This is a genomic window from Pseudoalteromonas carrageenovora IAM 12662, assembly GCF_900239935.1.
Classification (GTDB): Bacteria; Pseudomonadota; Gammaproteobacteria; order Enterobacterales; family Alteromonadaceae; genus Pseudoalteromonas; species Pseudoalteromonas carrageenovora.
Genome location: NZ_LT965928.1, coordinates 2,808,814 through 2,834,523, shown reverse-complemented (window position 1 = coordinate 2,834,523; position 25,710 = coordinate 2,808,814). Strand labels below are relative to the sequence as shown.

General features: G+C 38.3%; 29 protein-coding genes. 25 read left to right on the top strand and 4 right to left on the bottom strand.

Annotation, left to right across the window (positions count from 1 at the left end; translation table 11 throughout):
- Positions 1-28 precede the first annotated feature (28 nt).
- Positions 29-1,042, top strand: coding sequence for a tRNA (adenosine(37)-N6)-threonylcarbamoyltransferase complex transferase subunit TsaD (tsaD, locus tag ALFOR1_RS12820; RefSeq protein WP_104643189.1), 1,014 nt, complete (start codon positions 29-31; stop codon positions 1,040-1,042).
- A gap of 2 nt (positions 1,043-1,044) precedes the next feature.
- On the opposite strand, the gene plsY is transcribed toward tsaD, so the two are convergent.
- Positions 1,045-1,653 (bottom strand): glycerol-3-phosphate 1-O-acyltransferase PlsY, encoded by a 609-nt coding sequence (plsY, locus tag ALFOR1_RS12815; RefSeq protein ID WP_058548684.1) that lies wholly within the window; start codon positions 1,651-1,653, stop codon positions 1,045-1,047.
- Positions 1,654-1,870: 217 nt separating this feature from the next.
- Between plsY and folB the strand changes: the two genes are divergently transcribed.
- From folB to trmB, 8 genes are all read left to right on the top strand, one after another.
- On the top strand, positions 1,871-2,230 hold the full coding sequence (gene folB, locus ALFOR1_RS12810; RefSeq protein WP_058548683.1) for a dihydroneopterin aldolase: 360 nt from the start codon (positions 1,871-1,873) through the stop codon (positions 2,228-2,230).
- Positions 2,231-2,719, top strand: a complete 489-nt coding sequence (gene folK / locus ALFOR1_RS12805; protein ID WP_058548682.1) for a 2-amino-4-hydroxy-6-hydroxymethyldihydropteridine diphosphokinase — start codon at positions 2,231-2,233, stop codon at positions 2,717-2,719.
- Positions 2,716-3,516 (top strand): undecaprenyl-diphosphate phosphatase, encoded by an 801-nt coding sequence (locus ALFOR1_RS12800; RefSeq protein WP_104643188.1) that lies wholly within the window; start codon positions 2,716-2,718, stop codon positions 3,514-3,516. The genes folK and ALFOR1_RS12800 overlap by 4 nt, the downstream gene beginning before the upstream one ends.
- 173 nt (positions 3,517-3,689) lie before the next feature.
- Positions 3,690-5,045 (top strand): UDP-N-acetylmuramate:L-alanyl-gamma-D-glutamyl-meso-diaminopimelate ligase, encoded by a 1,356-nt coding sequence (gene mpl, locus ALFOR1_RS12795; protein ID WP_104643187.1) that lies wholly within the window; start codon positions 3,690-3,692, stop codon positions 5,043-5,045.
- Position 5,046: 1 nt separating this feature from the next.
- Positions 5,047-5,667 (top strand): flavin prenyltransferase UbiX, encoded by a 621-nt coding sequence (locus tag ALFOR1_RS12790; RefSeq protein WP_104643186.1) that lies wholly within the window; start codon positions 5,047-5,049, stop codon positions 5,665-5,667.
- Complete coding sequence (locus ALFOR1_RS12785; RefSeq protein WP_058548678.1) at positions 5,667-6,596, top strand: ABC transporter ATP-binding protein; 930 nt, start codon at positions 5,667-5,669, stop codon at positions 6,594-6,596. Before ALFOR1_RS12790 ends, ALFOR1_RS12785 begins: the two co-directional genes overlap by 1 nt.
- Positions 6,597-7,364, top strand: a complete 768-nt coding sequence (locus tag ALFOR1_RS12780) for an ABC transporter permease (RefSeq protein ID WP_058548677.1) — start codon at positions 6,597-6,599, stop codon at positions 7,362-7,364.
- Positions 7,364-8,029 carry a tRNA (guanine(46)-N(7))-methyltransferase TrmB gene (trmB, locus tag ALFOR1_RS12775; protein ID WP_058548676.1) on the top strand — a complete coding sequence of 222 codons (666 nt, stop codon included), beginning with the start codon at positions 7,364-7,366 and terminating at the stop codon, positions 8,027-8,029. Before ALFOR1_RS12780 ends, trmB begins: the two co-directional genes overlap by 1 nt.
- On the opposite strand, the gene ALFOR1_RS12770 is transcribed toward trmB, so the two are convergent.
- Entirely contained in the window at positions 8,026-9,909 is a 1,884-nt protein-coding gene (locus ALFOR1_RS12770; RefSeq protein ID WP_058548675.1) for a bifunctional diguanylate cyclase/phosphodiesterase, read from the bottom strand. The genes trmB and ALFOR1_RS12770 overlap by 4 nt on opposite strands.
- Before the next feature lie 266 nt (positions 9,910-10,175).
- Here ALFOR1_RS12770 and panP point away from each other — a divergent pair, with 266 nt between their 5' ends.
- A complete protein-coding gene (panP, locus tag ALFOR1_RS12765) occupies positions 10,176-11,804 on the top strand; it encodes a pyridoxal-dependent aspartate 1-decarboxylase PanP (protein ID WP_104643185.1) in 1,629 nt (542 codons plus the stop codon).
- 65 nt (positions 11,805-11,869) lie between these two features.
- Here the strand turns inward: panP and argE are convergent, their stop codons facing one another.
- A complete protein-coding gene (argE, locus tag ALFOR1_RS12760) occupies positions 11,870-13,021 on the bottom strand; it encodes an acetylornithine deacetylase (RefSeq protein ID WP_104643184.1) in 1,152 nt (383 codons plus the stop codon).
- Between the two features lie 225 nt (positions 13,022-13,246).
- Between argE and argC the strand changes: the two genes are divergently transcribed.
- The 14 genes from argC to ALFOR1_RS12690 all read left to right on the top strand — a co-directional run bounded on the left by argC (position 13,247) and on the right by ALFOR1_RS12690 (position 24,314).
- On the top strand, positions 13,247-14,257 hold the full coding sequence (argC, locus tag ALFOR1_RS12755) for an N-acetyl-gamma-glutamyl-phosphate reductase (RefSeq protein WP_104643183.1): 1,011 nt from the start codon (positions 13,247-13,249) through the stop codon (positions 14,255-14,257).
- Positions 14,258-15,025, top strand: a complete 768-nt coding sequence (gene argB, locus ALFOR1_RS12750; protein WP_058548671.1) for an acetylglutamate kinase — start codon at positions 14,258-14,260, stop codon at positions 15,023-15,025.
- 7 nt (positions 15,026-15,032) lie between these two features.
- Positions 15,033-15,965, top strand: a complete 933-nt coding sequence (locus ALFOR1_RS12745) for an ornithine carbamoyltransferase (RefSeq protein ID WP_089346939.1) — start codon at positions 15,033-15,035, stop codon at positions 15,963-15,965.
- Positions 15,962-17,164: an argininosuccinate synthase gene (locus ALFOR1_RS12740; RefSeq protein WP_058548669.1), complete on the top strand. Its 1,203-nt coding sequence runs from the start codon at positions 15,962-15,964 to the stop codon at positions 17,162-17,164. The genes ALFOR1_RS12745 and ALFOR1_RS12740 overlap by 4 nt, the downstream gene beginning before the upstream one ends.
- 51 nt (positions 17,165-17,215) lie before the next feature.
- The gene (argH, locus tag ALFOR1_RS12735; RefSeq protein WP_104643182.1) at positions 17,216-19,081 is read left to right on the top strand and encodes an argininosuccinate lyase; all 1,866 of its coding nucleotides are present in this window, start codon (positions 17,216-17,218) and stop codon (positions 19,079-19,081) included.
- A 288-nt stretch (positions 19,082-19,369) separates the two neighbouring features.
- Complete coding sequence (locus tag ALFOR1_RS12730) at positions 19,370-19,576, top strand: hypothetical protein (RefSeq protein ID WP_064386906.1); 207 nt, start codon at positions 19,370-19,372, stop codon at positions 19,574-19,576.
- Between the two features lie 15 nt (positions 19,577-19,591).
- A complete protein-coding gene (locus ALFOR1_RS12725) occupies positions 19,592-20,125 on the top strand; it encodes a hypothetical protein (RefSeq protein WP_104643181.1) in 534 nt (177 codons plus the stop codon).
- 26 nt (positions 20,126-20,151) lie between these two features.
- Positions 20,152-20,631 (top strand): hypothetical protein, encoded by a 480-nt coding sequence (locus ALFOR1_RS12720; protein WP_232007037.1) that lies wholly within the window; start codon positions 20,152-20,154, stop codon positions 20,629-20,631.
- On the top strand, positions 20,615-21,103 hold the full coding sequence (locus tag ALFOR1_RS12715; RefSeq protein WP_104643180.1) for a hypothetical protein: 489 nt from the start codon (positions 20,615-20,617) through the stop codon (positions 21,101-21,103). The genes ALFOR1_RS12720 and ALFOR1_RS12715 overlap by 17 nt, the downstream gene beginning before the upstream one ends.
- 176 nt (positions 21,104-21,279) lie before the next feature.
- Complete coding sequence (locus tag ALFOR1_RS12710; RefSeq protein ID WP_104643668.1) at positions 21,280-21,723, top strand: hypothetical protein; 444 nt, start codon at positions 21,280-21,282, stop codon at positions 21,721-21,723.
- Complete coding sequence (locus ALFOR1_RS12705; RefSeq protein ID WP_165491321.1) at positions 21,723-22,235, top strand: hypothetical protein; 513 nt, start codon at positions 21,723-21,725, stop codon at positions 22,233-22,235. The genes ALFOR1_RS12710 and ALFOR1_RS12705 overlap by 1 nt, the downstream gene beginning before the upstream one ends.
- A 510-nt stretch (positions 22,236-22,745) precedes the next feature.
- The gene (locus ALFOR1_RS12700) at positions 22,746-23,264 is read left to right on the top strand and encodes a hypothetical protein (protein ID WP_104643177.1); all 519 of its coding nucleotides are present in this window, start codon (positions 22,746-22,748) and stop codon (positions 23,262-23,264) included.
- The gene (locus ALFOR1_RS12695; protein WP_104643176.1) at positions 23,257-23,769 is read left to right on the top strand and encodes a hypothetical protein; all 513 of its coding nucleotides are present in this window, start codon (positions 23,257-23,259) and stop codon (positions 23,767-23,769) included. Before ALFOR1_RS12700 ends, ALFOR1_RS12695 begins: the two co-directional genes overlap by 8 nt.
- 128 nt (positions 23,770-23,897) lie before the next feature.
- Positions 23,898-24,314 (top strand): hypothetical protein, encoded by a 417-nt coding sequence (locus ALFOR1_RS12690; protein ID WP_227006944.1) that lies wholly within the window; start codon positions 23,898-23,900, stop codon positions 24,312-24,314.
- A gap of 40 nt (positions 24,315-24,354) precedes the next feature.
- On the opposite strand, the gene coaD is transcribed toward ALFOR1_RS12690, so the two are convergent.
- Complete coding sequence (gene coaD, locus ALFOR1_RS12685; protein ID WP_104643174.1) at positions 24,355-24,846, bottom strand: pantetheine-phosphate adenylyltransferase; 492 nt, start codon at positions 24,844-24,846, stop codon at positions 24,355-24,357.
- Positions 24,847-25,020: 174 nt separating this feature from the next.
- Between coaD and ALFOR1_RS12680 the strand changes: the two genes are divergently transcribed.
- A complete protein-coding gene (locus ALFOR1_RS12680; RefSeq protein WP_104643173.1) occupies positions 25,021-25,674 on the top strand; it encodes a TetR/AcrR family transcriptional regulator in 654 nt (217 codons plus the stop codon).
- Positions 25,675-25,710 lie beyond the last annotated feature (36 nt).

Genomic DNA, 25,710 nt, shown 5'->3' with positions numbered 1-25,710 from the left:
GTAGTGATTAAAAGGCAGGAGAAGTACAGTGCGAATTTTGGGCATTGAGTCATCGTGTGATGAAACAGGTATTGCGATTTACGATGATGAAAAAGGCTTATTGGCTCATCAATTATACAGCCAAGTTGAAGTACATGCAGATTATGGTGGTGTAGTACCTGAGCTTGCATCGCGCGATCATGTTCGTAAAACATTACCACTTATTGACGCCGCTTTTGCTCAAGCAGGTTGCGGCCCTGAAGATTTAGACGGTATTGCCTATACCGCAGGCCCAGGCTTGGTTGGTGCGTTACTTGTTGGTACCTCTATTGGTCGCTCTTTAGCATATGGTTGGGATATTCCCGCTGTTGCAGTGCATCATATGGAAGGGCATTTACTTGCGCCTATGCTTGAAGAAAACGTACCTGAATTCCCTTTTATTGCTTTACTTGTATCTGGTGGTCACACCATGATGGTGAAAGTTGCGGGCATAGGCCAGTACGAAGTGCTTGGTGAATCGGTAGATGATGCGGCCGGTGAGGCGTTTGATAAAACTGCCAAACTGTTAGGTCTTGATTACCCAGGCGGGCCACGCTTAGCTAAAATGGCAGAGCAAGGCGTAGCAAAGCGTTTTGTATTTCCGCGCCCAATGACAGATAAACCCGGTCTTGATTTTAGCTTTAGCGGTTTAAAAACAGCTGCTTCTATTGCGATTCGTGAAAATGACGACGACGCGCAAACCAAAGCAGATATAGCCCATGCGTTTCAAACTGCAGTAATAGATACTTTAGTAATAAAATGTAAGCGTGCGCTTAAACAAACGGGTATTAAACGCTTAGTTATTGCCGGTGGGGTAAGTGCAAATACACAGTTGCGTTTACAGCTAGAGCGCGTAATGCACGGTATGAAAGGGCAAGTATATTATCCTCGCACAGAGTTTTGCACAGATAACGGTGCGATGATTGCTTATGCAGGTATGCAGCGTTTAAAGGCCGGCCAGTTTGCTAGCCTAGATATGAAAACCAAACCACGTTGGCCAATAGATAGCTTAGAAGCTATATAAAGCTAGTGTTTTTTGTCATCAGTGGGGGCTTTTTTAGCGCCCACTTTTGGTTCGTCTCCGCTAAATAAACGAATTATATTAGTGCGGTGGCGAAAAATGATTAACAGCGTAATAAACGCAACAGGCAAAGTATAAAGCGGTTTTATTAACCAAGTATATAGCGGCGCTAAAGAGACAGCCACAAGCGCAGCAAGAGAAGAGTAACGCGTTATTGCAACAATAACCAACCATGTACAAATTAATAAGCCAGCCAAAGATAAACCAATAGGTAGCAATGAGCCAAATGCTGTGGCGACTGCTTTTCCGCCTTTGAAACTAAAAAATACAGGGTACATATGCCCTAAACATGCAGCTACGGCTACTAAGCCAAGCTCTAAAGGTTCTAGCTTTAAAAAATAAGCGCCCCAAACGGGGATCGTGCCTTTTAAAATATCAAAAACCAATACCAAACACGCAGGAAACGTCCCACCTAGTCTATAGACATTTGTAGCGCCAGGGTTATTTGAACCACTATTACGAGGATCTGGAAGTTTGAATAGCCGCGACACTAAAATAGCCGACGAAATCGACCCAAGTAAATAAGCTAAAACAAACATTAATGTGGCTAACACGCGCTTCCTTATTTTTTAATTGCTATACCAATTGAGGGTACTTTTAAGCTATTATTGGCGACAAAATTTATCGTAAAAATTATTAACAGCCTATTTAATAGCTAGCTTAGTTAATTTGCTATTGTAGAAGTTATTTTTACATATTTAAACACTGGCTAAACCATATACAGTATTAATTTTACTGATGCTTAGTAGTTTATTGTTATTTGGAGTATCAATGGATAAGGTTTTTATATCTCAATTGCACGTCGACACGATTATTGGCGTGTACGATTTTGAAAAAGAAAGTAAACAGAGCCTTTATTTTGATATTGAAATGCTTAGTGATATTAAACCTGCAGCAGAAAACGACGATATTAACTTAGCGCTTGATTACGCTAAAGTAAGCGAACGTATTATTGAGCACAGCACAGCAAAACCAGTTGAATTACTAGAAACACTGGTAGAGCAGTTAGCAAAAATAATACTAACCGAATTTAATACACCAAAAGTGACTATAAGAGTAAGCAAGCCTGCAGCAGTACCTCAAGCAAAAACTGTTGGTGTAGAAATTACTCGCACTAAGGTTTGTGATTAAATGGCGCAAATTTATATCAGCTTAGGCTCAAATATAAATAAAGCGCATTATATACAATGCGCACTGATAGCCCTTAGGCAACATTTTGAGCATATCGTGCATTCGTCAGTATTTGAAAGTGAGGCAGTAGGCTTTGCAGGAAATAACTTTTACAATTCTGTTGTTGCTGCAAGTACTGATATGAAATTGCATGATGTGTGTGCCTTATTAAAGCAAATCGAGCGAGATAATGGTCGTAACGCGCATGATAAAAAGTTTAGTCCTCGTACACTCGATTTAGACTTATTATTTTATGATGATGTTATTTGCGACTCTCCAGCACAATTACCACGCGACGAAATAACAAAAAATGCATTTGTACTTCAGCCACTGTCTGAAGTAGCCCCTAATTTTTATCACCCTGTAGCAAAGCAAACCATAGCTGAGCTTTGGGGTGAGTATAACAACCCTCAACAAAAACTATGGAAGGTGGAGTTTTCTAACCCATGAGCATTATAGAAATAATTGTTTTAGCCCTGATACAAGGATTTACTGAGTTTTTACCTATCTCAAGCTCAGCACATTTAATTTTACCTTCGCAAATATTAGGCTGGGAAGATCAAGGCTTAGCCTTTGATGTAGCAGTACATGTAGGGACATTAATAGCCGTAGTAATTTATTTTAGAAAAGAGGTTGCCGATATACTCACGGCTTGGTTTAAATCGTTTGGTGATCAAGGTACTACAGACGATAGTAAATTAGGCTGGTGGATTATTCTTGGTACTATTCCAGCTGCTATTTTAGGGCTGCTTTTAAAAGACTTTATAGAGCTTTATTTAAGAAGCGCTTGGGTAATAGCAACTACCACAATCGTATTTGGTTTATTGCTTTGGTACGCAGATGCCAAGGGCAAGCAAATTAAAACGATTTATCAGCTTAACTGGAAAACGGCACTTATTATCGGCTTTGCACAAGCTGTTGCCATGATCCCAGGAACTTCTCGCTCAGGTATCACCATGACAGCTGGTTTAATGCTGGGTATGAATAAACAAAGTGCTGCGCGTTTCTCATTTTTATTAGCAATACCAATTATTTCTATGATGGGCCTTTATTACACTGTGGAGCTTGCGTTAGGTGACCACGTTGTTGATTGGAGCACATTATTATTAGGTGTAGCGCTTTCGTTTTTATCAGCTTATGCATGTATATTTATGTTTTTAAAAGTAATTGAGCAAATGGGGATGTTGCCATTTGTGATTTACAGATTGCTACTAGGCGTTGGATTAATTGTTTTTTTAACATTGTAGTTTAGCTTAAAAGTAAAAGCCCTCTTTGTTAAGAGGGCTTTTTTATTTCTAATTAGCCGTATTTAGGCATTAGTGAATTGTGTATACGTGCATAGTAACTAAGCGCGAAATTTGGCATTATAGCGCCATTAAATTTGCAGACGTGCAAAGCAGTGAAGGATTAAATAAAAGTTATGCATATACATATTTTAGGCATTTGCGGCACCTTTATGGGCGGTATAGCAGCTATAGCTAAGTCACTTGGCCATAAGGTAACTGGGTCGGATCAAAATGTTTATCCGCCAATGAGCACGCAACTTGAAGAGTTAGGTATTGAGCTGACTCAAGGTTTCAACGTAAACCAGTTAGAGCCTAAGCCAGATATGGTGGTAATTGGTAATGCAATGAGCCGTGGTAACCCGTGTGTAGAGTATGTGTTAGATAAAGGTCTACCTTATACGTCAGGTCCTGAGTGGCTTAAGCATAATTTATTACAAAACTCATGGGTGCTTGCTGTAGCTGGCACGCATGGCAAAACCACTACAGCGAGCATGCTGGCGTGGATACTTGAATATGCAGGCTTAAAACCAGGTTTTTTAATTGGTGGCATAGTACAAAATTTTGGTGTGTCGGCCAAAGTGGGCGAGACCCCATTTTTTGTAATTGAAGCCGATGAGTACGATACCGCCTTTTTTGATAAGCGTAGTAAGTTTGTTCACTATTTACCGCGTACGCTAATTTTAAATAATCTTGAATTTGATCACGCAGATATTTTTGAAGATTTAAATGCAATTAAAAAACAATTTCATCATTTAATGCGTACATTACCTCAAAGCGGCAAAGTTATTTGGCCAAAGCAAGATGTAGCACTTAGCGATGTTACTAACCAAGGCTTATGGAGTGAAAGCGAAACGCTTGATGGCGATTGGACGTACGAGTTAATAAAAGCCGACGGCAGTGAATTTAATGTACTGTTAAATAATGAACACCAAGGCACTGTTAACTGGCAGGCAATTGGCGAGCATAATGTTAAAAATGCTATTATGGCTATAGCTGCGGCGCGCCATGTAGGTATTGCTATAGATCATAGTATTGCTGCACTTGGGGAGTTTATTAGCCCTAAAAGGCGAATGGAGCTTAAAGCAAATATAAATAACATTAAAGTGTACGACGATTTTGCGCACCACCCAACAGCCATTAAAACCACACTTGCTGGGCTTCGAGCAAAAGTAGGCGATGAAAAAATTATCGCTATTTTAGAGCCTCGTTCAAACACCATGAAAATGGGAGTACATCAGTATACATTGCTTGATTCGTTACGCGATGCTGACGATGTACTTTTATTTGAACCAGATAACTTAAGTTGGTCACTGAAAGAGCAAGCAGATAAAGCGGGTATGCAATGCTTTAACAGCACGCAAACTATTATTGACAGTGTACTTGCAAATATAAAACCTGATCAGCACATTCTAATTATGAGTAATGGCGGCTTTAATGGTCTTCATCAACAGCTTGTTGATGGTTTGAGTAATAAATACAGCGGAGAATAATGTGCAATTTAAAGACAGAATCACACTGGCATTTAGTGGCGCTTCAGGTGCACCATATGGCTTAAGACTACTTGAAGTATTACTTGAACAGCAATTTCAAGTGTACGTACTTATATCAAGCGCAGCCCGTGTAGTACTTGATACAGAATCAAATATAAAGTTATCTGGCAACGAAGACAAAGCAACTGAACAGCTAAGTACGTTATTTAACGCTAAGGATGAACAGTTAAAAGTATTCGGTAAAGACAATTGGTTTAGTCCGGTAGCCTCAGGCTCTGCGGCACCTAAAAAAATGGTAGTATGTCCTTGTAGTGCAGGCTCTGTTTCGGCAATTGCAGTAGGTGCGTCAGATAATCTACTAGAGCGCGCCGCCGATGTTGTTATTAAAGAGCGTGGACAATTAATTTTAGTACCACGTGAAACGCCATTCAACGAAATCCATCTGGAAAATATGCTTAAGTTATCTCGTTTAGGGGTGACTATTATGCCCGCAGCGCCTGGCTTTTATCATAAACCGCAAAGCATAGAAGACTTAGTTGATTTTATGGTGGCGCGAATCTTAGATCGTTTAAACATTGAACATAACCTAACAAAACGTTGGGGTTATGGTGAGGGTAAATAATGAGTAAGCAAAATATTGCTTTAAATATAGAAGGCCTTACCAAGGTTTATAAAAATGGCGTAGAGGCTATTAAAGGTGTTGATTTACAAGTTAATGAGGGCGATTTTTTTGCTTTATTAGGCCCTAATGGCGCGGGTAAATCGACCACCATAGGTGTTATATCGTCTTTGGTTAATAAAACAAAAGGCAAGGTTGAAGTATTTGGGCACAATATTGATACAGACTTAGAGGCAGCTAAAGCGCATTTAGGGCTTGTTCCGCAAGAGTTTAACTTTAGCCAGTTTGAAACGTTAGGGCAAATACTGGTTAACCAAGCAGGTTATTATGGTGTTACTCGCAGCGAGGCGCACAAACGCGCTGATAAGTATTTAAAGCAACTAGGTTTATTAGAGAAAAAAGACAAGCAGGCACGCACGCTTTCTGGCGGTATGAAGCGCCGATTAATGATTGCTCGCGCTCTTATGCACGAACCGAAGCTGCTTATACTTGATGAACCAACAGCAGGGGTTGATATAGAGCTTCGTCGTTCAATGTGGGATTTTTTACGTCAAATTAATGAGCAAGGCGTAACAATTATCCTAACTACCCATTACTTAGAAGAAGCAGAGCTGTTGTGTAAAAACATTGCCATTATTGATACCGGTCGTATTGTTGAAAACACGACGATTAAAGCGTTGCTAGCAAAGCTTGATAAAGAAACCTTTATTTTAGATTTGAAAATGCCAGCCAACCCTGTAACGCTTGAAGGCTATAAATTTACAATGACGGACGATCATACAATTGAAGTCGAAGTTGCTAAGTCACAAGGCTTAAATGCTGTGTTTAGTGCGCTTACTGAGCAAGGTAATACGGTATTAAGCATGCGTAACAAAGCAAACAGGTTAGAAGAGTTATTTGTAGGACTACTAGAGCAAGGGCGGGGCGAATAAATGTTTAAGTATGGCGTAGCGCTAAAAAGTTTATGGATTAAAGAGTGTATTCGTTTTTTACGTATTTGGGTGCAAACCCTAGTACCGCCAGCGATTACAATGAGTTTATACTTTGTTATTTTTGGTAATTTAATTGGCTCACGTATTGGTGATATGGGCGGCTTTAGCTACATGGAGTTTATCGTACCTGGACTTATAATGATGTCGGTCATAACTAACTCCTACTCTAATGTGGCCTCTAGTTTTTACTCAACTAAATTTCAAAAAAGCATTGAAGAGCTACTTGTTGCACCTGTACCTAATTACATTATTGTACTTGGCTATATGGGCGGCGGTATGACTCGAGGCATGATGGTTGGCTTTATAGTGACCTGTGTATCGTTGTTATTTGTTGATATTCAAATACATAATATATTTGTAATTATGGCGACAGTTATTTTAACGTCAGCTGTATTTGCATTAGGTGGGTTAATTAACGCGATTTACGCAAATAGCTTTGATGATATTAGTATCATTCCTACCTTTATTTTAACGCCCTTAACATACTTAGGTGGTGTATTTTATTCGATTACACTATTACCTGAATTTTGGCAAAATGTGTCGCAAATTAATCCAATTATTTACATGGTTAATGCATTCCGTTACGGCTTTTTAGGTGTGTCGGATGTTGATTTAAGCGTAGCACTTGGGGTTATTTTAGTATTTATTACAGTATTATTTACTTTAGCACTTACGCTAATTAAAAAAGGTGTGGGGCTAAGACACTAATGAGCGATGCAAATTCACGCAGTATTGTATCTAACCAAGCAGGTATTCACGAAAAGCTTGATGAAATAGTTAATAAACATTTAAACGCTGAGTTTAAAAAGCCAATTGCTGAGCATACTCAAAAAGCGTTTGATGAAGTAAACGCTAAAGTACAGGCCTTTAATGGCCCGCTTATTTTAGACTCGTGTTGTGGAGTAGGTGAGAGTAGCGCTAACTTAGCTAAGCGCCACCCCGATGCACTGGTTATAGGTATTGATAAATCGTCTCATCGACTTGATAAACACGACGTAGAATACAAGCAAACAGATAGCGGGCAGTATATTTTAGTGCAAGCCGATTTAAACGACTTTTGGCGTTTAGCGGTTGCAGCTAACTGGCAGCCTACACATCATTATTTGCTTTACCCTAACCCGTGGCCTAAATCTAAGCATATTCAGCGCAGGTGGCACGGTGCGGCTATTTTTCCGTTTATTGTTAAGCTAGGCGGGCAATTAGAAGTACGCAGTAACTGGGATATTTACGTAAAAGAGTTTGCAAGGGCGCTTGCGCTAACTGGCAACCCTTGCGATGTAACATTGTATGAGTCAGATGATGCAATTACACCCTTTGAGCGTAAATACTGGGCTAGTGGCCAACAAAGCCACCGTTTAGTTATTAATCTTTAAAGTATTGTTTCTTCTTCAGTTACAGTATTAACGTGTGGCGCTGGATGAGCAAAGTAATTGCCTTGCATCAGTGCCACATTTGCTTTTTTTAGCGCCGTTACTATGGTGGTATTTTCAACTGATTCAGCTATTAGTTTTAGCCCTAATTGGTTTGCAAAACTCGCTATATGTTCGATAAACAAGTAAATATCTTTATCGTTTACTATTTGTTTTATTAGTGCGCCATCTAACTTTATTCCATCTACTTCAAGTTTTAGTACATTTGATATGTTTGAATAACCGCTACCAAAGTCATCAATAATTACTTTTACACCTTTTGCTTTTACCATACCAATAAAGGCTTTTACTTCTGAGAAGTTAGCAATAGCTTGGGTTTCTAAAAGCTCTAACGTGATATTACCTGGGTGCGGGTAACGTTTAAGTTCATAGGCAATGAATTCACTTAAATTAGGGTCAAGCATATCTTGTGCGGTTATATTTAGGCTCCAGCAAATACTGGTTTTTCTAAAGCGGCTTACACATTGCGAAAATATAGTACGAGTTAGTAAGCCATCCATTCTTGAGCGAGTTACTACATTTAAAAATGCGTCGGGTTTTAATATTTCACCTTGGGCCGTGACCATGCGCGCTAAACATTCGTATTGCACAATTTTATCTGTAGTTGTATCAACTATTGGCTGAAAGTAAGGGACTATTCGATTGTTATCAAATGCTTCGCGAACCTCTTTAGCCATTTCTACATTGTATTGATATTGCGTTTTTACATCGTGCAGGGCTTTTGAATAGTTCACTATACTGTGGCGGCCTTCTTTAGCTTGCAGCGCTGCAATATGAGCATTTTCAAGTAGTAATGATTTATTACCGCTAGCAATTCCGGCACACAGAGTTATATAAATAAAAGGGTCGGTTAAAACGGGCGTATTAAAGTTATAAGTTTTAACAAGCTCGGTAAATTCATCATTACTCATTTCTTTAGGTGCAAGTAACACAATTTTATTGGTAGCTAAACGGTATATATAGCAATTTGTAGAACTGCGAAGTTTAAAGTGAGTAAGCAAATTTTTCATTACTTTATCGCCTACTTCGGTGCCGTAAAAACTGTTTATGTCTTCTATTTCATTAACCCAAATTACGGCTAATTGCATATGATGGGCATTGCTTTTTTTTATGTAGTATTCAAGCGCTATATGGTTTGAAAAACCTGTACTTGAGTCGGTCGCTAACGAGCGTTTTAATAAATATATATAGATAGCAGAAACTAATATGGCGATAAAAAAGAAAAAGCTCGCCATAGCAGCAGCCTTCGATACACTCTCTTTAAGTTGCTGGTTTAAATTATAAATAGTTATATCGGCACCGGTTAAGTAGGTTTTGCCGTTAATTGGGTCAACAAAGGGAATAAAAATAGTTTTAAAATGACCCCACTGATCACTCGAAATTTCAAACACAGGCTCAGTAGAATAAAATGCGCTTATGTTAGCGTCGGTGGCTTCAGGGTAGAGGTCTAAAAATTGAGTCACTTTCCCATTATCTTGATCGTCTTGCGTGTAGCTTGATGAACTAAAATGTACTTTGCCATCTTTTAGTATCATCGAATATACATATGCAATATCAAGGGCTTGAGCAAACTCAGAAAGCTGTTTGCTTTTATTTTGATAGTCAGCAAAGCTTACATTGTTGCCTTGGTTTACTGCAATTAAGTATTTTTCACCTAAAATATGTTTAACGCTGGTGGCTGCATTTAACAAGCGGTTATCAACCGACTGCATTATCTCAGCACGTGTAGTCTGGTAAGTGTAGTAAACATAGGTAAGTAAACTTATTAAAAACAAGCTAAAACCAGCCATAATCCAACTAACTTTTACTCTTCCTTTAAGCATGTGTGTCCCTTTTTTGATATCAAATTTATTATACGCAAAATAAACAAATGCCCAATAAATAATTGGGTTTAGTTGAATATTAATTAAATTATCATTTTTTTGTCATCGCTTTGATTGCTTTTATGGGTTTAAACGAGACATTTTAGTTATATTGCAGTAAAGTTAGCGCAATTTTTAAAGAAACACGGTTGCTTAAAATAATGTCTTAATTTGACATTTTTAATAGGTAAATACGTGTTTTAGCTACACACACACTAGGTATAAAGATGGATCAAAAGCGTTGTGCCGTCGCCTCTAAAGAAAGCCTTAAGCGTATATTTACTGTACCTGAAGCGCCAGACTCAACTTTAAGCAAAATAGAGCTTGAAATTTCGAGTAATTTAGCTGGATTTCTAAACGAAAATATTGCGGCAATTGAAAAACCATTACACGAAATTGAAAAAGACTTTCAATCGGCAGTGATCCCAGAAGATCCAACGTTTGTATCTGCCTATGCACAAGATATTATGGACCAATTAGTTGCCCATTCTGTGCATACGGCTGCACCTAGCTTTATTGGGCATATGACGTCGGCATTACCGCATTTTTTACTGCCGCTTTCAAAGCTAATGGTGGGTCTTAATCAAAACTTAGTAAAAATAGAAACCTCAAAGGCGTTTACCCCACTTGAGCGACAAGTACTTGGAATGATGCATCATTTGGCTTATGGGCAGGATGATGACTTTTATTCTAAATGGATGCATAGCGCTAAAACATCATTAGGCGCTTTTTGCTCTGGTGGCACTGTAGCTAACATTACTGCACTTTGGATTGCACGCAACCGTTTATTAAAACCCCAAGGTAGTTTTAAAGGAATTGGGGCACAGGGTTTAATTGCTGGCATGCTGCATTATGGTTACAAAGGATTGGCGGTATTAATTTCTGAACGCGGGCATTACTCTCTAGGTAAGTCGGTTGACTTGCTGGGCATTGGCCGTGAAAATTTAATTGGTATTAAAACCTGCAAAAATAATAAAGTTGACGTTGCTGCCATGCGTGAAAAAGCCCTAGAGCTTGAAGCTCAAGGTATTAAAGTCATGGCAATTGTGGGTGTAGCTGGTACTACCGAAACCGGTAATATAGATCCACTTGATGATATGGCCGACTTAGCACACGAAATAAATTGTCATTTTCATGTAGATGCAGCGTGGGGGGGGGCGACTCTTTTATCGCAAACACACCGCCCACTTTTAAAAGGGATTGAGCGCGCAGACTCTATTACCATAGATGCACACAAACAAATGTATGTACCAATGGGCGCGGGTTTAGTGCTGTTTAAGGACCCTGCGGCAACCGATGCAATTGAGCATCACGCTGAGTATATATTACGTAAAGGTTCAAAAGATTTAGGTAGTCATACACTTGAAGGCAGCCGGCCTGGTATGGCTATGTTAGTACATGCATGCTTACGCGTTATTGGTCGTAAAGGCTATGAAATGCTAATTGATCGCAGCATTAAAAAAGCACATTATTTTGCTGATTTAATAAAAGCTGATGAAGATTTTGAGCTTATTTCAGAGCCAGAACTGTGCTTATTAACCTACCGCTACGTTCCTAAACAAATTAAGGAAGCTATTGCAGAAGCTGATGAAAAAACACGTATTGATATTTTTGCATCCCTCAATCGTTTTACTGCCAGTATGCAAAAACGCCAGCGTGAATCGGGTCGTTCGTTTGTATCGCGAACACGTTTAACACCCGTTCAATATGATAACCAGCCTACAGTTGTATTCAGGGTGGTACTTGCTAATCCACTTACCTCAGGTAAAATTTTGAAAGAAATTTTAGCTGAGCAAAAAGAGTTAGCAAAATCAGATCCGGTATTTAAAAAGTACTTAAGTAAATATATGAAGTAGCGTTAAAGTAGTTGCTAAAAAAGGCACCAATTGGCGCCTTTTTTGCTTTTTAATGCGTAATTACTTTAAGCGTTAAAGCAATTGGCCTTAATAATGTCAGTAATCATTTTTTGCGATGGTGTTATTTTTTCCATAGCTAAAAACTCATCAGGCTGATGAGCTTGGTTAATAGAGCCAGGTCCCATCACTATTGTTTCACAGCCAAGCTGTTGTATAAAAGGTGCTTCAGTACAATAGTTTACTGCAACCGCTTTTTGTCCCGCTATTTTCTCTGCCATTTTTACTAAGGCGCTGTCGGTGCTACCACTAAATGCAGGTATAGGATCGTGTAAATCAATTACACTAACTGCATTAGGGTATTGCTCATTAATCTCTTTAGTTGCATCAATAAGTAATGCTTGTAAGTCTTTTATACTTAGCCCGGGTAATGGGCGCATATCTATGTGCATTTCACAGCAGCCGCAAATTCTATTTGCGTTATCGCCACCATGTATATGGCCCAAATTTAACGTAGGGTAGGGAATTTTGAAGTGCTCTACTGAATATTTATTCTTTAATAGCTCTTTTAAGTTTAGTAATTTTGTAGTCACTTTATGCATTACTTCGATGGCGTTAAGACCACGTTCGGGATCGGAGCTATGGCCAGAACGACCGACAACTCTTATTGCAGTACTCATATGCCCTTTGTGTGTAAATACTGGTGTCATATCAGTAGGTTCGCCAATTATACAGCGAGCAGGTTTTAAATTTTGATGCTTACAAATTTGCTGAGCACCCGCCATTGTCGTTTCTTCATCAGCAGTGGCGAGTATTAAAATTGGCTGGGTTTGTTGCTTTTCATCAAGTTCACTAATTGCTTGCAGCACAAAAGCAAAAAAGCCCTTCATATCAATGCTACCTAAGCCATACAACTTATTATTGTGTTCCGTTAGTTTAAATGGATCGTGATTCCAACGGCTATCATCAAAAGGCACAGTATCGGTGTGTCCTGCAAGCATTAAACCACCATCACCTTGGCCGCGCTTAGCTAATAAGTTATAGCGGCCTTTACCACCTTCTAACTCTATAATTTCACAAGTAAAGCCTAAGCTTTCACACCACTGTGCAAGTAGTTCAATTACGTTTTTATTACTCATACAAAGCGTATCTTCTATTGCGCTGATAGAAGGAGCGGCAATGAGTTGTTGGTACATAGAAATAAACGAAGGCAAAGGCATAAAAAAATCCAAAATTATTATTCAATTTAATTGCATAACAATATAAAAGTATTTATGATGAATATCAATTCACTTTTTAAGCATAAATATATTAAAGTAAAGCTATGACAATAATGCGACGATAATCTACAAATTCATTAAATTAAGTCTTAATTTAGCGTTTTAGCTAACATTAAGCGAACAACATATATATTTAGCAATACATTTTAAAATAACGAGTAATCAATGAATGTAGTAATTATTGGCGCAAGCGGTTACAGCGGCGCAGAGTTAGCAAGCTTAGTTGCTAATCACCCACACCTTAAATTAGCAGGTTGTTATGTATCTGAAGGTAGTTTAGATAAAAATAAATTGCTAAGCGATCTTTATCCTGAGCACCTAGGCTTACTCGATACGCCTTTACTCCCTCTTAGCGCTTCAGCATTTGATGACATTAACAATAGCGCTGACTATGTTTGTTTATGTACAGATCATAAGGTAAGTGTTGATTTAGCACCCCAATTTTTAGCTATGGGCAAAAAGGTATTTGATTTATCAGGTGGCTACCGCCTAGCAAGCAACGACGATTACGTTACTTACTATGGTTTTGAGCATCAACATCCTGAACTATTAAACGAAGCGGCCTACGGTTTAGCTGAATGGAATAGTGATGCTATAGCAAATGCACAACTTGTTGCAGTGGCAGGTTGCTACCCGACTGCGGCACTCAACGCACTAAAACCTCTTAAACAAGCTGATTTATTAAGTGATGAAAATATTATTATTAATGCGGTATCGGGTGTCACTGGTGCTGGGCGAAAAGCAAGCGTAGGTACTCACTTTTGTGAAGTGTCGCTGGCTCCATATGGTTTGTTTAACCACCGCCACGGTCCAGAGGTTGAACAGCACTTAGGTCACAAAGTGCTATTTACTCCGCATTTAGGTAATTTTCCGCGTGGTATTTTGGAAACTATTTATGTACAGCTTAAGCCTGGCGTTACCAAGGAAAACGTTTTAGACGCTTATAAAGTACTTGCAGATGAGCCATTGATTCGTCTACTAGAAAATAAAATACCGTCTATTAAAGGTGTTGCAAAACAACCGTATGTTGATATTGGTTGGCAACAACAAGGGACGCAGTTAATCGTTATGTCTGCTATTGATAATTTATTAAAAGGCGCTGCAGGCCAAGCATTACAATGTATTAACTTATCCATGAATTTAAAACACACTTCTGGCTTAAAAGGGGCGTTTTAAATGAGCAAAAAAACGTGGGTAATTAAACTCGGTGGTGCAGTACTTAATATAGAAAATGCAGCAAAAGCTTTGTTTGATGTATTAAATGAGCAAAACAATGATGAGTTTGTCATTGTGCATGGAGGCGGTTCTTTAGTTGATACATGGCTAAAGCAAGCAGGCTTTGCTAGTGCAAAGCACCAGGGCTTGCGTATCAGCCCAAAAGAGCAAATGCCTTATATTGTAGGCGCACTTGCTGGCTGTGCTAATAAACAGCTTGTAAGCCAAGCCATAAATGCAGGACATAAACCTGTTGGATTAAGCCTTTATGAAGCCGGTGTTAGTGCTTCGCAAAAGCTAAAAGCACTTGGCCAAGTCGGTAAGTGTAAAAGTAATGATGACTCTATCGTTAATGATTTACTTAAAATTGGCCGCTTACCTATTGTGAGCTCTATTGGCTTTGACGAGCAAGGTAACTGGTACAACGTGAATGCCGATGAAGCTGCAGCAGCGATTGCCAGTAATTTAAACGCTGAACTTATATTTATGACAGATGTAGAGGCAGTGCTTGATGCAAATAAACAACCGCTACATCAACTTGACACAAAACACATTGATACTTTAATTGATGAAGGAGTAATTTTGGGCGGGATGGAGGTCAAAGTTAAGACCAGCCTACACGCTGCCCAACATTTACGACGAGGTGTGTATATTTCCAGTTGGCAAAAGCCAGAAAACTTAACTGCTTTGCTAAAAGGCGAGCATGTCGGAACAAAGATTACACCATAGGGTTACCATGTTAGAGAATTTTTTAACGGGTCTAGAATTAGACCAACAAGGCGCACTTAATTTATTAAAATTAGCGCGTGATTTAAAAGCAAATCCAGAGAAATACAGCCAAGTATTAGCGGGCAAGTCTGTTGTTACGTTATTCGAAAAACAAAGTTTACGTACGCGTTTATCATTTGATATTGGTATTAATCGCTTAGGTGGTCACGCTGTATATTTAGATCAGCAAAATGGCGCTATGGGCGCACGTGAATCGGTAAAAGATTTCGCACTTAATATTTCTACATGGGCTGATGGTATTGTAGCGCGTGTTAATCAGCACAGCACATTAACAACGCTAGGTGAATACTCATCTGTGCCTGTGGTTAATAGCTTGTGTGATTTATATCACCCATGCCAAGCATTGGCTGATTTTTTAACGCTTCAAGAAGTACATGGCGATGTGAGCGAGCTTAAAGTCGCTTACTTAGGTGAGGGCAATAATGTAACTCACTCACTTATGCTCTTAGCGGCAACGCTTGGTACTGATTTTGTAGCGGTAACGCCAAAAGGCAGCTCGCCTGATTCGCAAATTCTTAAAAAGGCTGAACAAATAGCAGCTATGAATGGCGCATCAGTAATGGTAAGTGATCGTGTTGAAGCGGCTGTTGGCGCAAACGTTGTTTACGCCGATACGTGGGTTTCAATGGGGGATGACACGCCACTTGAGCTTGTAAAAGAAAAATACATGCCTTATCAGTTAAACCAAGCATTGCTAGATCAAACAGGTGCGACTACGGTATTACATTGCCAACCGGCACACCGTGAGTTTGAAATTACCTCTGAGGTAATGGATGGCCCAGCATCTAAAATTATTCAACAAGCAGAAAATCGCATGCATGCGCAAAATGCTCTGCTAGTTACATTACTAAATCCAAATTTTGTTAAGGAACACCTATGAGTTCAATTAAAAAAGTCGTTTTAGCCTATTCAGGTGGTCTTGATACGTCGGCTATCGTGCCATGGTTAAAAGAAAACTACGATTGTGAAGTAATCGCGTTTGTTGCCGATGTAGGCCAAGGCGCTGAAGAGCTTGAAGGCGTAGAAGCTAAAGCAATCGCATCAGGTGCGTCTGAGTGTTACGTAGTTGACTTAAAAGACGAAATGGTAAGTGAATACATTTACCCAACGCTTAAAACCGGTTCAATTTACGAAGGTACTTATTTACTTGGTACTTCAATGGCGCGCCCAATTATCGCTAAAGCACAAGTTGAAATTGCACGTAAAGTAGGTGCCGATGCACTTTCTCATGGTTGTACTGGTAAAGGTAACGACCAAGTTCGTTTTGAATCGTGCTTTGCAGCACTTGCACCCGATTTAAAAGTAATTGCGCCATGGCGTGAGTGGGATTTATCGAGTCGTGAATCATTACTAGATTACTTAGCTGAGCGTGATATTCCGTGCTCTGCTTCTGCTACAAAAATATACAGTCGTGATGCTAACGCATGGCATATTTCGCACGAAGGTGGCGAGCTTGAAGACCCATGGTGTGAACCTAGCGACCAAGTGTGGACTTGGACTAACTCTCCTGAGCAAGCACCTGATAAAGCTGAGCATGTAACGCTTACGGTTATCGAAGGCGAAGTAGTTGCGGTAAATGGTGAAGAGCTTAAACCTTACGACTGTTTAGTTAAATTAAACGACATCGCAGCACCACATGGTGTTGGGCGTGTAGACATTGTAGAAAATCGTTTAGTAGGCATGAAATCGCGTGGTTGTTACGAAACGCCAGGTGGCACCGTTATTATGGCGGCACTGCAAGCTATTGACGAGCTAGTACTTGATAAATCTAGCCGTAAATGGAAAGAAGTACTCGGCGGTGAGTTTTCGCACTTAGTTTATGATGGTCGTTGGTTTACACCTCTTAAAGATTCTATTTTAGCCGGCGCAGAAGCACTTTCTACATTAGCAACGGGTGAAGTTGTACTTAAGCTTTACAAAGGCCAAGTGACAGCTGTTCAGAAAAAATCACCTAATAGCTTATACAGCGAAGACTTTGCTACCTTTGGTGAAGACGATGTGTATGACCAATCGCACGCTGAAGGCTTTATTCGTTTATTCTCGCTTTCGAGCAGAATTTCAGCAATGGCTAAAAAGTAAATTATTTATAGCCCCTTGTAAAAGGGGCATTTCAGGGTTTGGAGAGATTTCATGGCATTATGGGGCGGACGTTTTTCTACGGGTCCAGATGAGGCGTTTAAACAATTTAACGACTCACTTCCGTTCGATTACCAGTTAGCAGAGCAAGATATTATTGGCTCTGTGGCATGGGCAGGCGCACTTGAGCAAGTGAATGTGCTTTCAAGTGACGAGCATACAAAATTAGTCGCAGCATTAAACGAACTGCTTGAAGAAGTAAAAGCAGATCCACAAGCTGTAGCAACCTCAGGTGCTGAGGATATTCACTCGCACGTTGAAGCTGCATTAATCGAAAAAGTAGGCGATTTAGCTAAAAAGCTACACACAGGCCGAAGCCGTAATGACCAGGTAGCTACCGATTTTAGATTATGGTGCCGTGATACTGCCGATCATTTACTGGGTGCAATAGCCGGATTAAAAGCTGAATTTGTTGCCCTTGCAGAGCGTGAACTAGGCACTATTTTGCCGGGTTACACTCACTTGCAACGCGCTCAACCTGTGTTATTTAGTCATTGGTGTATGGCCTACGTTGAAATGCTAGAGCGAGATGAAAGCCGCTTACAAGATGCCAAAGCACGTATGAATTTTTGCCCACTGGGCAGTGGAGCATTAGCCGGTACAGCTTACCCAATTGATCGCCAAGCTTTAGCCGAAGGTTTAGGCTTTACTGGTGCAACAAAAAATAGCCTTGATGGTGTATCTGATCGTGACTTTGTAGTCGAGCTTTTGAGTTGTGCGTCTATTTCGATGATTCACCTATCACGTATGTCTGAAGATTTAATTTTTTATAATTCGGGTGAAGCCGGATTTATAGAGCTTGCTGATAACGTAACGTCAGGCTCATCGCTTATGCCTCAGAAAAAGAACCCAGATGCATTAGAGCTCATTCGTGGTAAAACTGGGCGTGTATTTGGTGCATTTAGCGCTATGATGATGACGTTAAAAGCGCTGCCACTTGCTTACAACAAAGATATGCAAGAAGACAAAGAAGGCCTATTTGATGCTATGCCAACATGGCTTGCGTGTATTCATATGGCACAAGCGTGTATTAAAGGCGTAAAAGTAAACGGTGATAAAACGTTAGCAGCCGCAAAAGGCGGCCACGCTAATGCAACAGAACTCGCTGACTACTTGGTTGCTAAAGGTGTGCCCTTTAGAGAAGGTCATCACATTGTTGGTGTGCTGGTGCAGCTTGCCATTAGTGAAGGTAAAACCTTAGAGGAGCTTTCACTTGAGCAGTACAAATCGGTTAATGACGTATTTGAAGATGACGTTTACCCAGTACTTGAAATAGATGCCTGTATTAAAGCTCGTCAAGCGCTTGGTGGTACGTCTATTGAACAAGTAACGAATGCTGTTAAAGAAGCCAAAAAAAAACAGCAAATAACGGTTCGTGATGCAAATTTAGATGATGTTGAGGCCATTGCAACGCTTATTCAACACTGGGCAACCGTAGGTGAAAACTTACCTCGTGCTAAAAGCGACATGGTGCACTCTATTAACGAGTTTGCCGTAACTGAAATAAATGGCAAAGTGTCGGGCTGTGCGTCGTTATATATTTACGATACTGGCCTTGCTGAAATACGCTCTTTAGGCATAGACCCAAAAAGTGCTGTATCTGGGCAGGGCAGGCAACTTGTAGAGCACTTATTAGCAAAAGCCAAAAAATTGGCGCTTAACCGCGTTATTGTATTGACGCGTGTGCCAGATTTTTTTGAGCAGCAACGTTTTACTTTTTGTAGCAAAGAATCGTTACCAGAGAAGGTAATGAAAGATTGCGAACTCTGCCTTCGTAAAGAAAACTGTGACGAAGTAGCAATGGAATATATTTTAAAGCCAAGTACACGTGCGGAGATCCCGTGTAAATACGTGGCTTAAATTCCCTGGATATAAAAAACGTACGGTTACCCCTGTGCGTTTTTTTATGTGTATAATAGACTGGTCAGATGAGTTTGTGGTTTAGTGAAGGTTTTAGGTTAGTTTTAATAAAGTGCTGCTGATAGCATATATTTTTAATGTCAAAAAATGTTGGCACATTGGTTGCTTTGTATAAGTCAGATAGCAAAATAGCTATCACTGCTTAAAACAGGTAATGCAATTACCTATATGATGGTGTGATTAAAAGTTGCGCCAAAAAATATTAAAACTTTTACAAGGATCAATCACATGCAAGTTTCAGCTAATAGCCAGTTACAAATGCAAGCATACAATAAAACACAACAATTACAGCCTGCAACGGAACAAACTGCTAGCCCTAAAACACTACAATCTGATACAGTAAGTTTCTCTCAAGAGGCGATGAGTGCTGCGAGCAATGAAAGCATGGGACATCTTCCAACTATTCTTCCTGGAGGCAATCCTCGTCCAAGATAATTTGTAAGGTAAAAGATGTTTCTAACTGAGTTATTTGGTCATTTTTCTTTATCGGCTTTTATAATGTGGGCTTTCTTAATGGCCCTATTCTTTAACATTTTTGTCTACAGTTTAGATATAAAAAGGAATACGACCTTATTACTCAGCTCTTTCGTAATGTTTTTATCTTGTGCTTTATTTGATTATTTCTTAGATTGGTTTTCAATATATGACCTGACGTATTTTGATTTCGTTGTAAATAATTTTATGATTATTTTACTTCTTCTAGGCTCTAGAGCCATAATGAAAGTTACTACTCCTTCATATCTATACTTATTAGTAGGCCTTACTATTAATATTGTTTTAGCCCTCGGTATGCAGTTAGATGTATTTATTCTTGGGAATACTGAACCATGGTTTTTTTGGGATTTGTATACTTTTTCAGTTTTCACACTTGATTTACTAATGGCTGTAGCGCTAATCGTAGATAGAGATTTTTTGTTGCTTAATAGGTTGAAGAAGAAGTTAGCTATTGCTTTGAAATCATCCATAAGCAAACCAACAATCTAGCTTAAATGTATATTTCTGAAGCCCTAATGGATTATGTAGCGGCTTTCTCCCAATGGGGCTTTTTAATGGCCTTCCTATTTTGTTTGGTCTCCAGCATAAACAAAGAAAATAAGACTCCTGTTTATTTGTCTGCATTAATGCTCTGCTCATATATTTTCAGCAGCTATATAAAACTTTTAGAGAATTTGTATCTTAACTGGGCGCTCTACGATTTTATTACAATTGCAGCGCTGCTAACTTTGCAGTACTTCGATGTTTTTAAACGTACTAAAGCTTTCCTGTTCCTCGTTTTGGCTTTAACTGCTAATGCCGTACTTACGTTGCTTTTGTATTGTGATATATACATTTTGTATAACTTTGAGCCATGGTGGTATTGGAGTGTTTATTCTATCGGCGTAAACGTAATTGATGTTTTAATGATGCTTTCATTAGTGGTTAACCACCGAATGGTAAATCCCTCTCAACCCGTTATTTTAAATAGAGGGGAAAATGACAGTAAGTTATAATTACGCAATTTATCTTGGAGCAATTGTACAATGGGTTTTTTTTGCATTTTTGCATGCATTAGCAAACTCGATTAACAAGCCAGGTAAAGAGCTTGTGTATATCTCACTTGTTATGTGCATTTGCTATTCGGGAAGTTTGTTCACTGATTATGGGCAAACTACTTATTTAGATTTTATTTTATTAGATGCATGTACATTACTTGCTCTACTCTTTTTAAAGCGCTTCAAATTTAAATCATACCCGGTAGCGTATTATTATGTCACTGCAGGAATATGCATTAATATTATTTTTAGTTTTTTAATGCACCTAGATATGACTTTTTCAAAATATTATGAATATTGGTGGTTTTGGTCAGTATTTACGGTTGTGGTAGGAAGTGTAAATATTTGCATGATCACAGTGTGCTTTATTAACCGAGATTTTTTAGGTCTTGTTAAGTTTAAAAGTTGGTTTTTTAATAGAACTTTGTAATTAATAATAATTGTTAAAAAGTTTAGTGTTAAGTCAGGTTGTTTAGTAAATGGTTGTTTTAATAAATTTCGAGATCTTTATTCTCCGAGCTTGCTTTTAAGATGGGGTTTATTTCTTTTATCTCAGATATAAGCTTTGCACATACTTTAAGTATTATTATGCAGTGGGGTTTTCTTATGGCATTTCTATACTCTTTAGTTTCGTCTATTAACTCACGCTTTAAGGCATTAGTTGTTCTTTCGCTTATAATGGCTGTTTCATACTTCCCGGGAATGTTCTTTAACTTTCAGACAGTTACTTATTTTGATATTGCTTTACTAGATGCCATTACGCTAGTTGTACTGGTACTTGTGCAGAACTTATATATTAAAGAAAAAACAACTGCCTATAACTACCTTATATTTGGGCTTAGTATAAATATGTGTTTAGCTCTGGGTATGTACTTAGATCGTCATATTTTACATAACTACACCCACTGGTGGTTTTATGATTTTTATGTGACGGTAGTATTGGTATTAGATCTAACCATGATTTTAGTGTTATTTATCAATAAAGATTTTTTAAAAATTATTTATTTAAAAAACCTTATTTACTCGTTCTTTGCTAAGAAACCGCAATAGTGAATAATGTTCTAATCCCTCCTGAAGTGTCAGTTTATATCGGTGTGTTAGTGCAGTGGGGGTTTTTAATGGCCTTTTTATATTCACTAACAACTAGCATTAACAATCCAACAAAACAGGCTGTATGGCTATCTTTAGTTATGGCCATATCTTATTGCTTTAGTTTCTTTATTGATATTTATGATATTACCTACATAGAGTTATTTTGCTATGACGTAGCCACTTTATTTTTTATTTTTTTTCTGCGGTATTACTTACCTGAAAAGCGCATGTCTACTTACTTATTATTTGGCTTGAGCATCAATTCGTTATTATTTTTAGCTATGCACATAGATGTGTTTGTACGTGGTAATTACACACCTTGGTGGTTTTGGTCTTTTTATACGGTTGTTATTAATATGATGGATATCATCATGGTTAGTATTTTTTTCGTTAAAAAGGATTTCTTAATGTTAGTGCATGCTACTGATAAGTTGGTGAACGGTGTTATGAGATTGAAGCAAAGTGGCTGATATTCTTTGGGGACTGGTCGATTTAGGTTACAACGTAGGCGTTTTGTTTACGTGGTTTTTTCTTATTGCCTTTTTGTATAACTTATCGGCAAGTATTAATAAGCCAGATAAGAGCAGGGCACAACTTTCATTTATTATGATGGTATCCTACATAGCTAGTTTGCTTATGGACCCACTTATTACACCATCGCACTTAAATTATTTTTATTATGACGCTGTAACTCTCCTTGTTTTACTTCTGTGGCATAATTTCACGGAACAGGCTGTACCTACGCCTTTTTATTATTTAATTGTAGGGCTAAGCTTTAATGCCTGCTTATTTTTAGGTATGCATTACGACATTGTTATACAGGGTACACTTTACTATTGGTGGTTTTGGACCGTATATATTTTTGGTATGTATTTTAGCGATTTTACAATGGCACTAGTGCTAATTATAAATAAAGACTTGCTGGGACTTGTGAGGCTTAAAAACGTTTTGCAAAGCGACATTCTGAGGCGTTAATTTCTATGGCAGATATTCTTTGGAGTTTAGTTGTAATTAGAGATTATGTAGGCATTTTCATCACATGGCTGTTCGTTTTCGCTTTTTTGTACAACCTATCAGCAAGTATAAATACTTCTCAAAAAGCGAATGTGTACTTATCTTTAATTATGATGATTTCCTATAGTTCAAGTACATTATTCGATATGGTTACAGTATCGCACTTATACTACTTCTATTTTGATATTGTTACTTTAGCTGCTATTTTTTTCTACAAACGCATAAGCAAAGAAGCTATGCCTGTATCTTTTTACTATGTGGTTATAGGCTTAAGTATTAATGCGAGTTTGTTTTTAGCAATGCATTACGATATTGAAGTACGTGGCACATTGTATTATTGGTGGTTTTGGAATGTTTATGTATTTGGCACGTATTTTACAGATTTAATTATGCCATTAGCTTTAATTGTTAATAAAGATATCTTAGGCTTAGCAAAGTTAAGTGATTATTTAACAACAAAATTTAAGCCCTCACAATATGCATAATTTATTATGGGCGATGGCTAACCTTTATGATTACATAACCATTTTAATTACTTGGTTATTTGTTTTTGCATTTCTATATAACTTATCAACAAGTATTAACAAACCAGATAAAAGCCTAGCCCAAATATCATTTATTATGATGGTTTCATATACATCAAGCATGGTTATGGATCCGCAAACAGCTACGCCTCACCTAAACCTTTTTTTATTTGATGCAGCTACAATATTAACTTTGATGATGTGGGCGGGCTTTTTCATAAAAAACAAGCCTACTGCTTTTTATTACCTAATAGTGGGGCTTAGCTTTAATGCGTTTGTATTTTTTGGAATGCATTACGATAGCATTGTCTTGGGAAATATGGAGTTTTGGTGGTTTTGGGGGCTTTACGGTATTGGTCAGCTTACAAGTGACTTAGTTATGGCAGTGGTTTTATTTACAAATAAAGATATTTTAGGTTTAGTAAAAGTCAAAAATTATCTCGTTAGAAGATTGGGTACTTACTAATGCTTCAAAATGTATTTATGGCATTAAGTACTATAAACGATTACCTGAGCATCTTTATTACATGGGCTTTTGTAGTGCCATTTTTATATAATTACGCTTGTACAATTAACTGCCGTAATAAGCATGTAATGTTCATTTCATTAGTTATGATGCTCTCCTATACATTCAGCCTAATTATGTTCAAAGCATCACTTACCCTTACTGATTCAATATATTTAGATTTAGTAATTGCAGATTTACTTACCATCCTCACTCTTGTTTACTTCTCTTATAGTTATGCACATGCAAACGCCACAGCCTATTATTACCTTGTTTTTGGTTTAACATTTAATGCAATTTTACATATGGCTATGCATTACGATTATGTAGTATTGGTTACCTATGACTATTGGTGGCTTTGGGGAGTTTACGGGGTCGGTCAGTTTTCGAGTGATTTAATTATGGCAATAGTCTTAATTATTAATAAAGATATTTTGGGCTTAGTAAAAATTAAAAAATTTTTACTAAGCAGCCAGTTATTGCAAAAAACGACTCAAAATATGTAAGGTGTACCAGCGCGCCAAAAAGCGCGCTAATATATTTAGCTTAACACGCGTCGCAGCCCAACTTTTCTGTTAAGGCATCAACAATAACAGGGTGAACAAATTCGCTCACATCGCCATTATGGCGGGCAACTTCTTTAACCAGTGTTGACGATATAAATGAATTACGCTCAGAAGGTGTTAAAAACACGCTTTCTAAATCTGGATTTAGGCGACGGTTCATGTTTGCGAGCTGAAATTCGTAATCAAAATCAGACACTGCTCTAATACCGCGAATAAGCACATCAGCTTTATGTTCGTAGGCTAAATTTGCCAGTAAACCCGAAAAACCAATTACTTTTACGTTACTTAAATGGCCTAAAATGTTGTTGGCTAAATCCACTCGTTCTGCAAGGCTAAAACACGGTTGTTTAGATGGGTTATGAGCAATAGCTACAATCACAGTGCTAAACATTTTAGCTGCGCGTTGAATAAGATCTGTGTGCCCATTGGTTAAAGGATCGAATGTACCAGGGTAAATTGCCGTAACGTTCATAAGTTTCACTAACTATTATTTTTTGAGTAGTCTATCAGTGTTTGTAGTACAAATCAGCTTAGCTCGTTTTTAAAATAGTAAATTATGGTGGTATTTAAACCAGCTCGATTTGTTTATACTGCAAAGATCATATTTAGTGTAATGTAGTTTATAAGTTAATTTGAGTAGTCGCATATGAATACCAAGGAAAAAATAATACACACCAGTATTTCGTTATTTAATGAACATGGTGAGCGTGCAATATCAACTAATCATATTGCATCGCATTTAGGGATGAGCCCGGGTAACCTTTATTATCACTTTAAAAATAAAGAAGACATTATCCGTCATATTTTTGCGCTTTATAGCGAGCACTTAAACACTCATTTTAAACCAATACATGCAAACGATGATGCGTTTGATCACCTAACAGCGTATTTAGATTCATTATTTGAGTTGATGTGGCGTTATCACTTTTTTTACGACAACTTGGGCGATATTCTCTCCAGAGATGAAAGCTTAAAACAAGCGTATATTGGTTTTCAGTCAGCTTTGCTCGAGCAGGTACGCCAAGTTATTTTAGGCTTACGCGATAGCGATATGATATTTATAGAAGAGCAAGACGCATTAGAACTTGCCCATACACTCAAGCTTACCGTGAGCTTTTGGACACCCTACATAAAAGCACGTAGACCAAGTGGCGCACTCGCTGAGCAAGATATTTACCATGGTATTTTAAAGGTACTGACTTTATTCAGGGCTTACAGTACTGATAAAAGTATTGATAAAATGAACCAACTACGTGAAAAGTACACCGAACTTGCACAACACGCCCCAAGTGTTGCTTAGTCTCATTTTTCTGGTTAGTTCCTAGACGCAAAATTT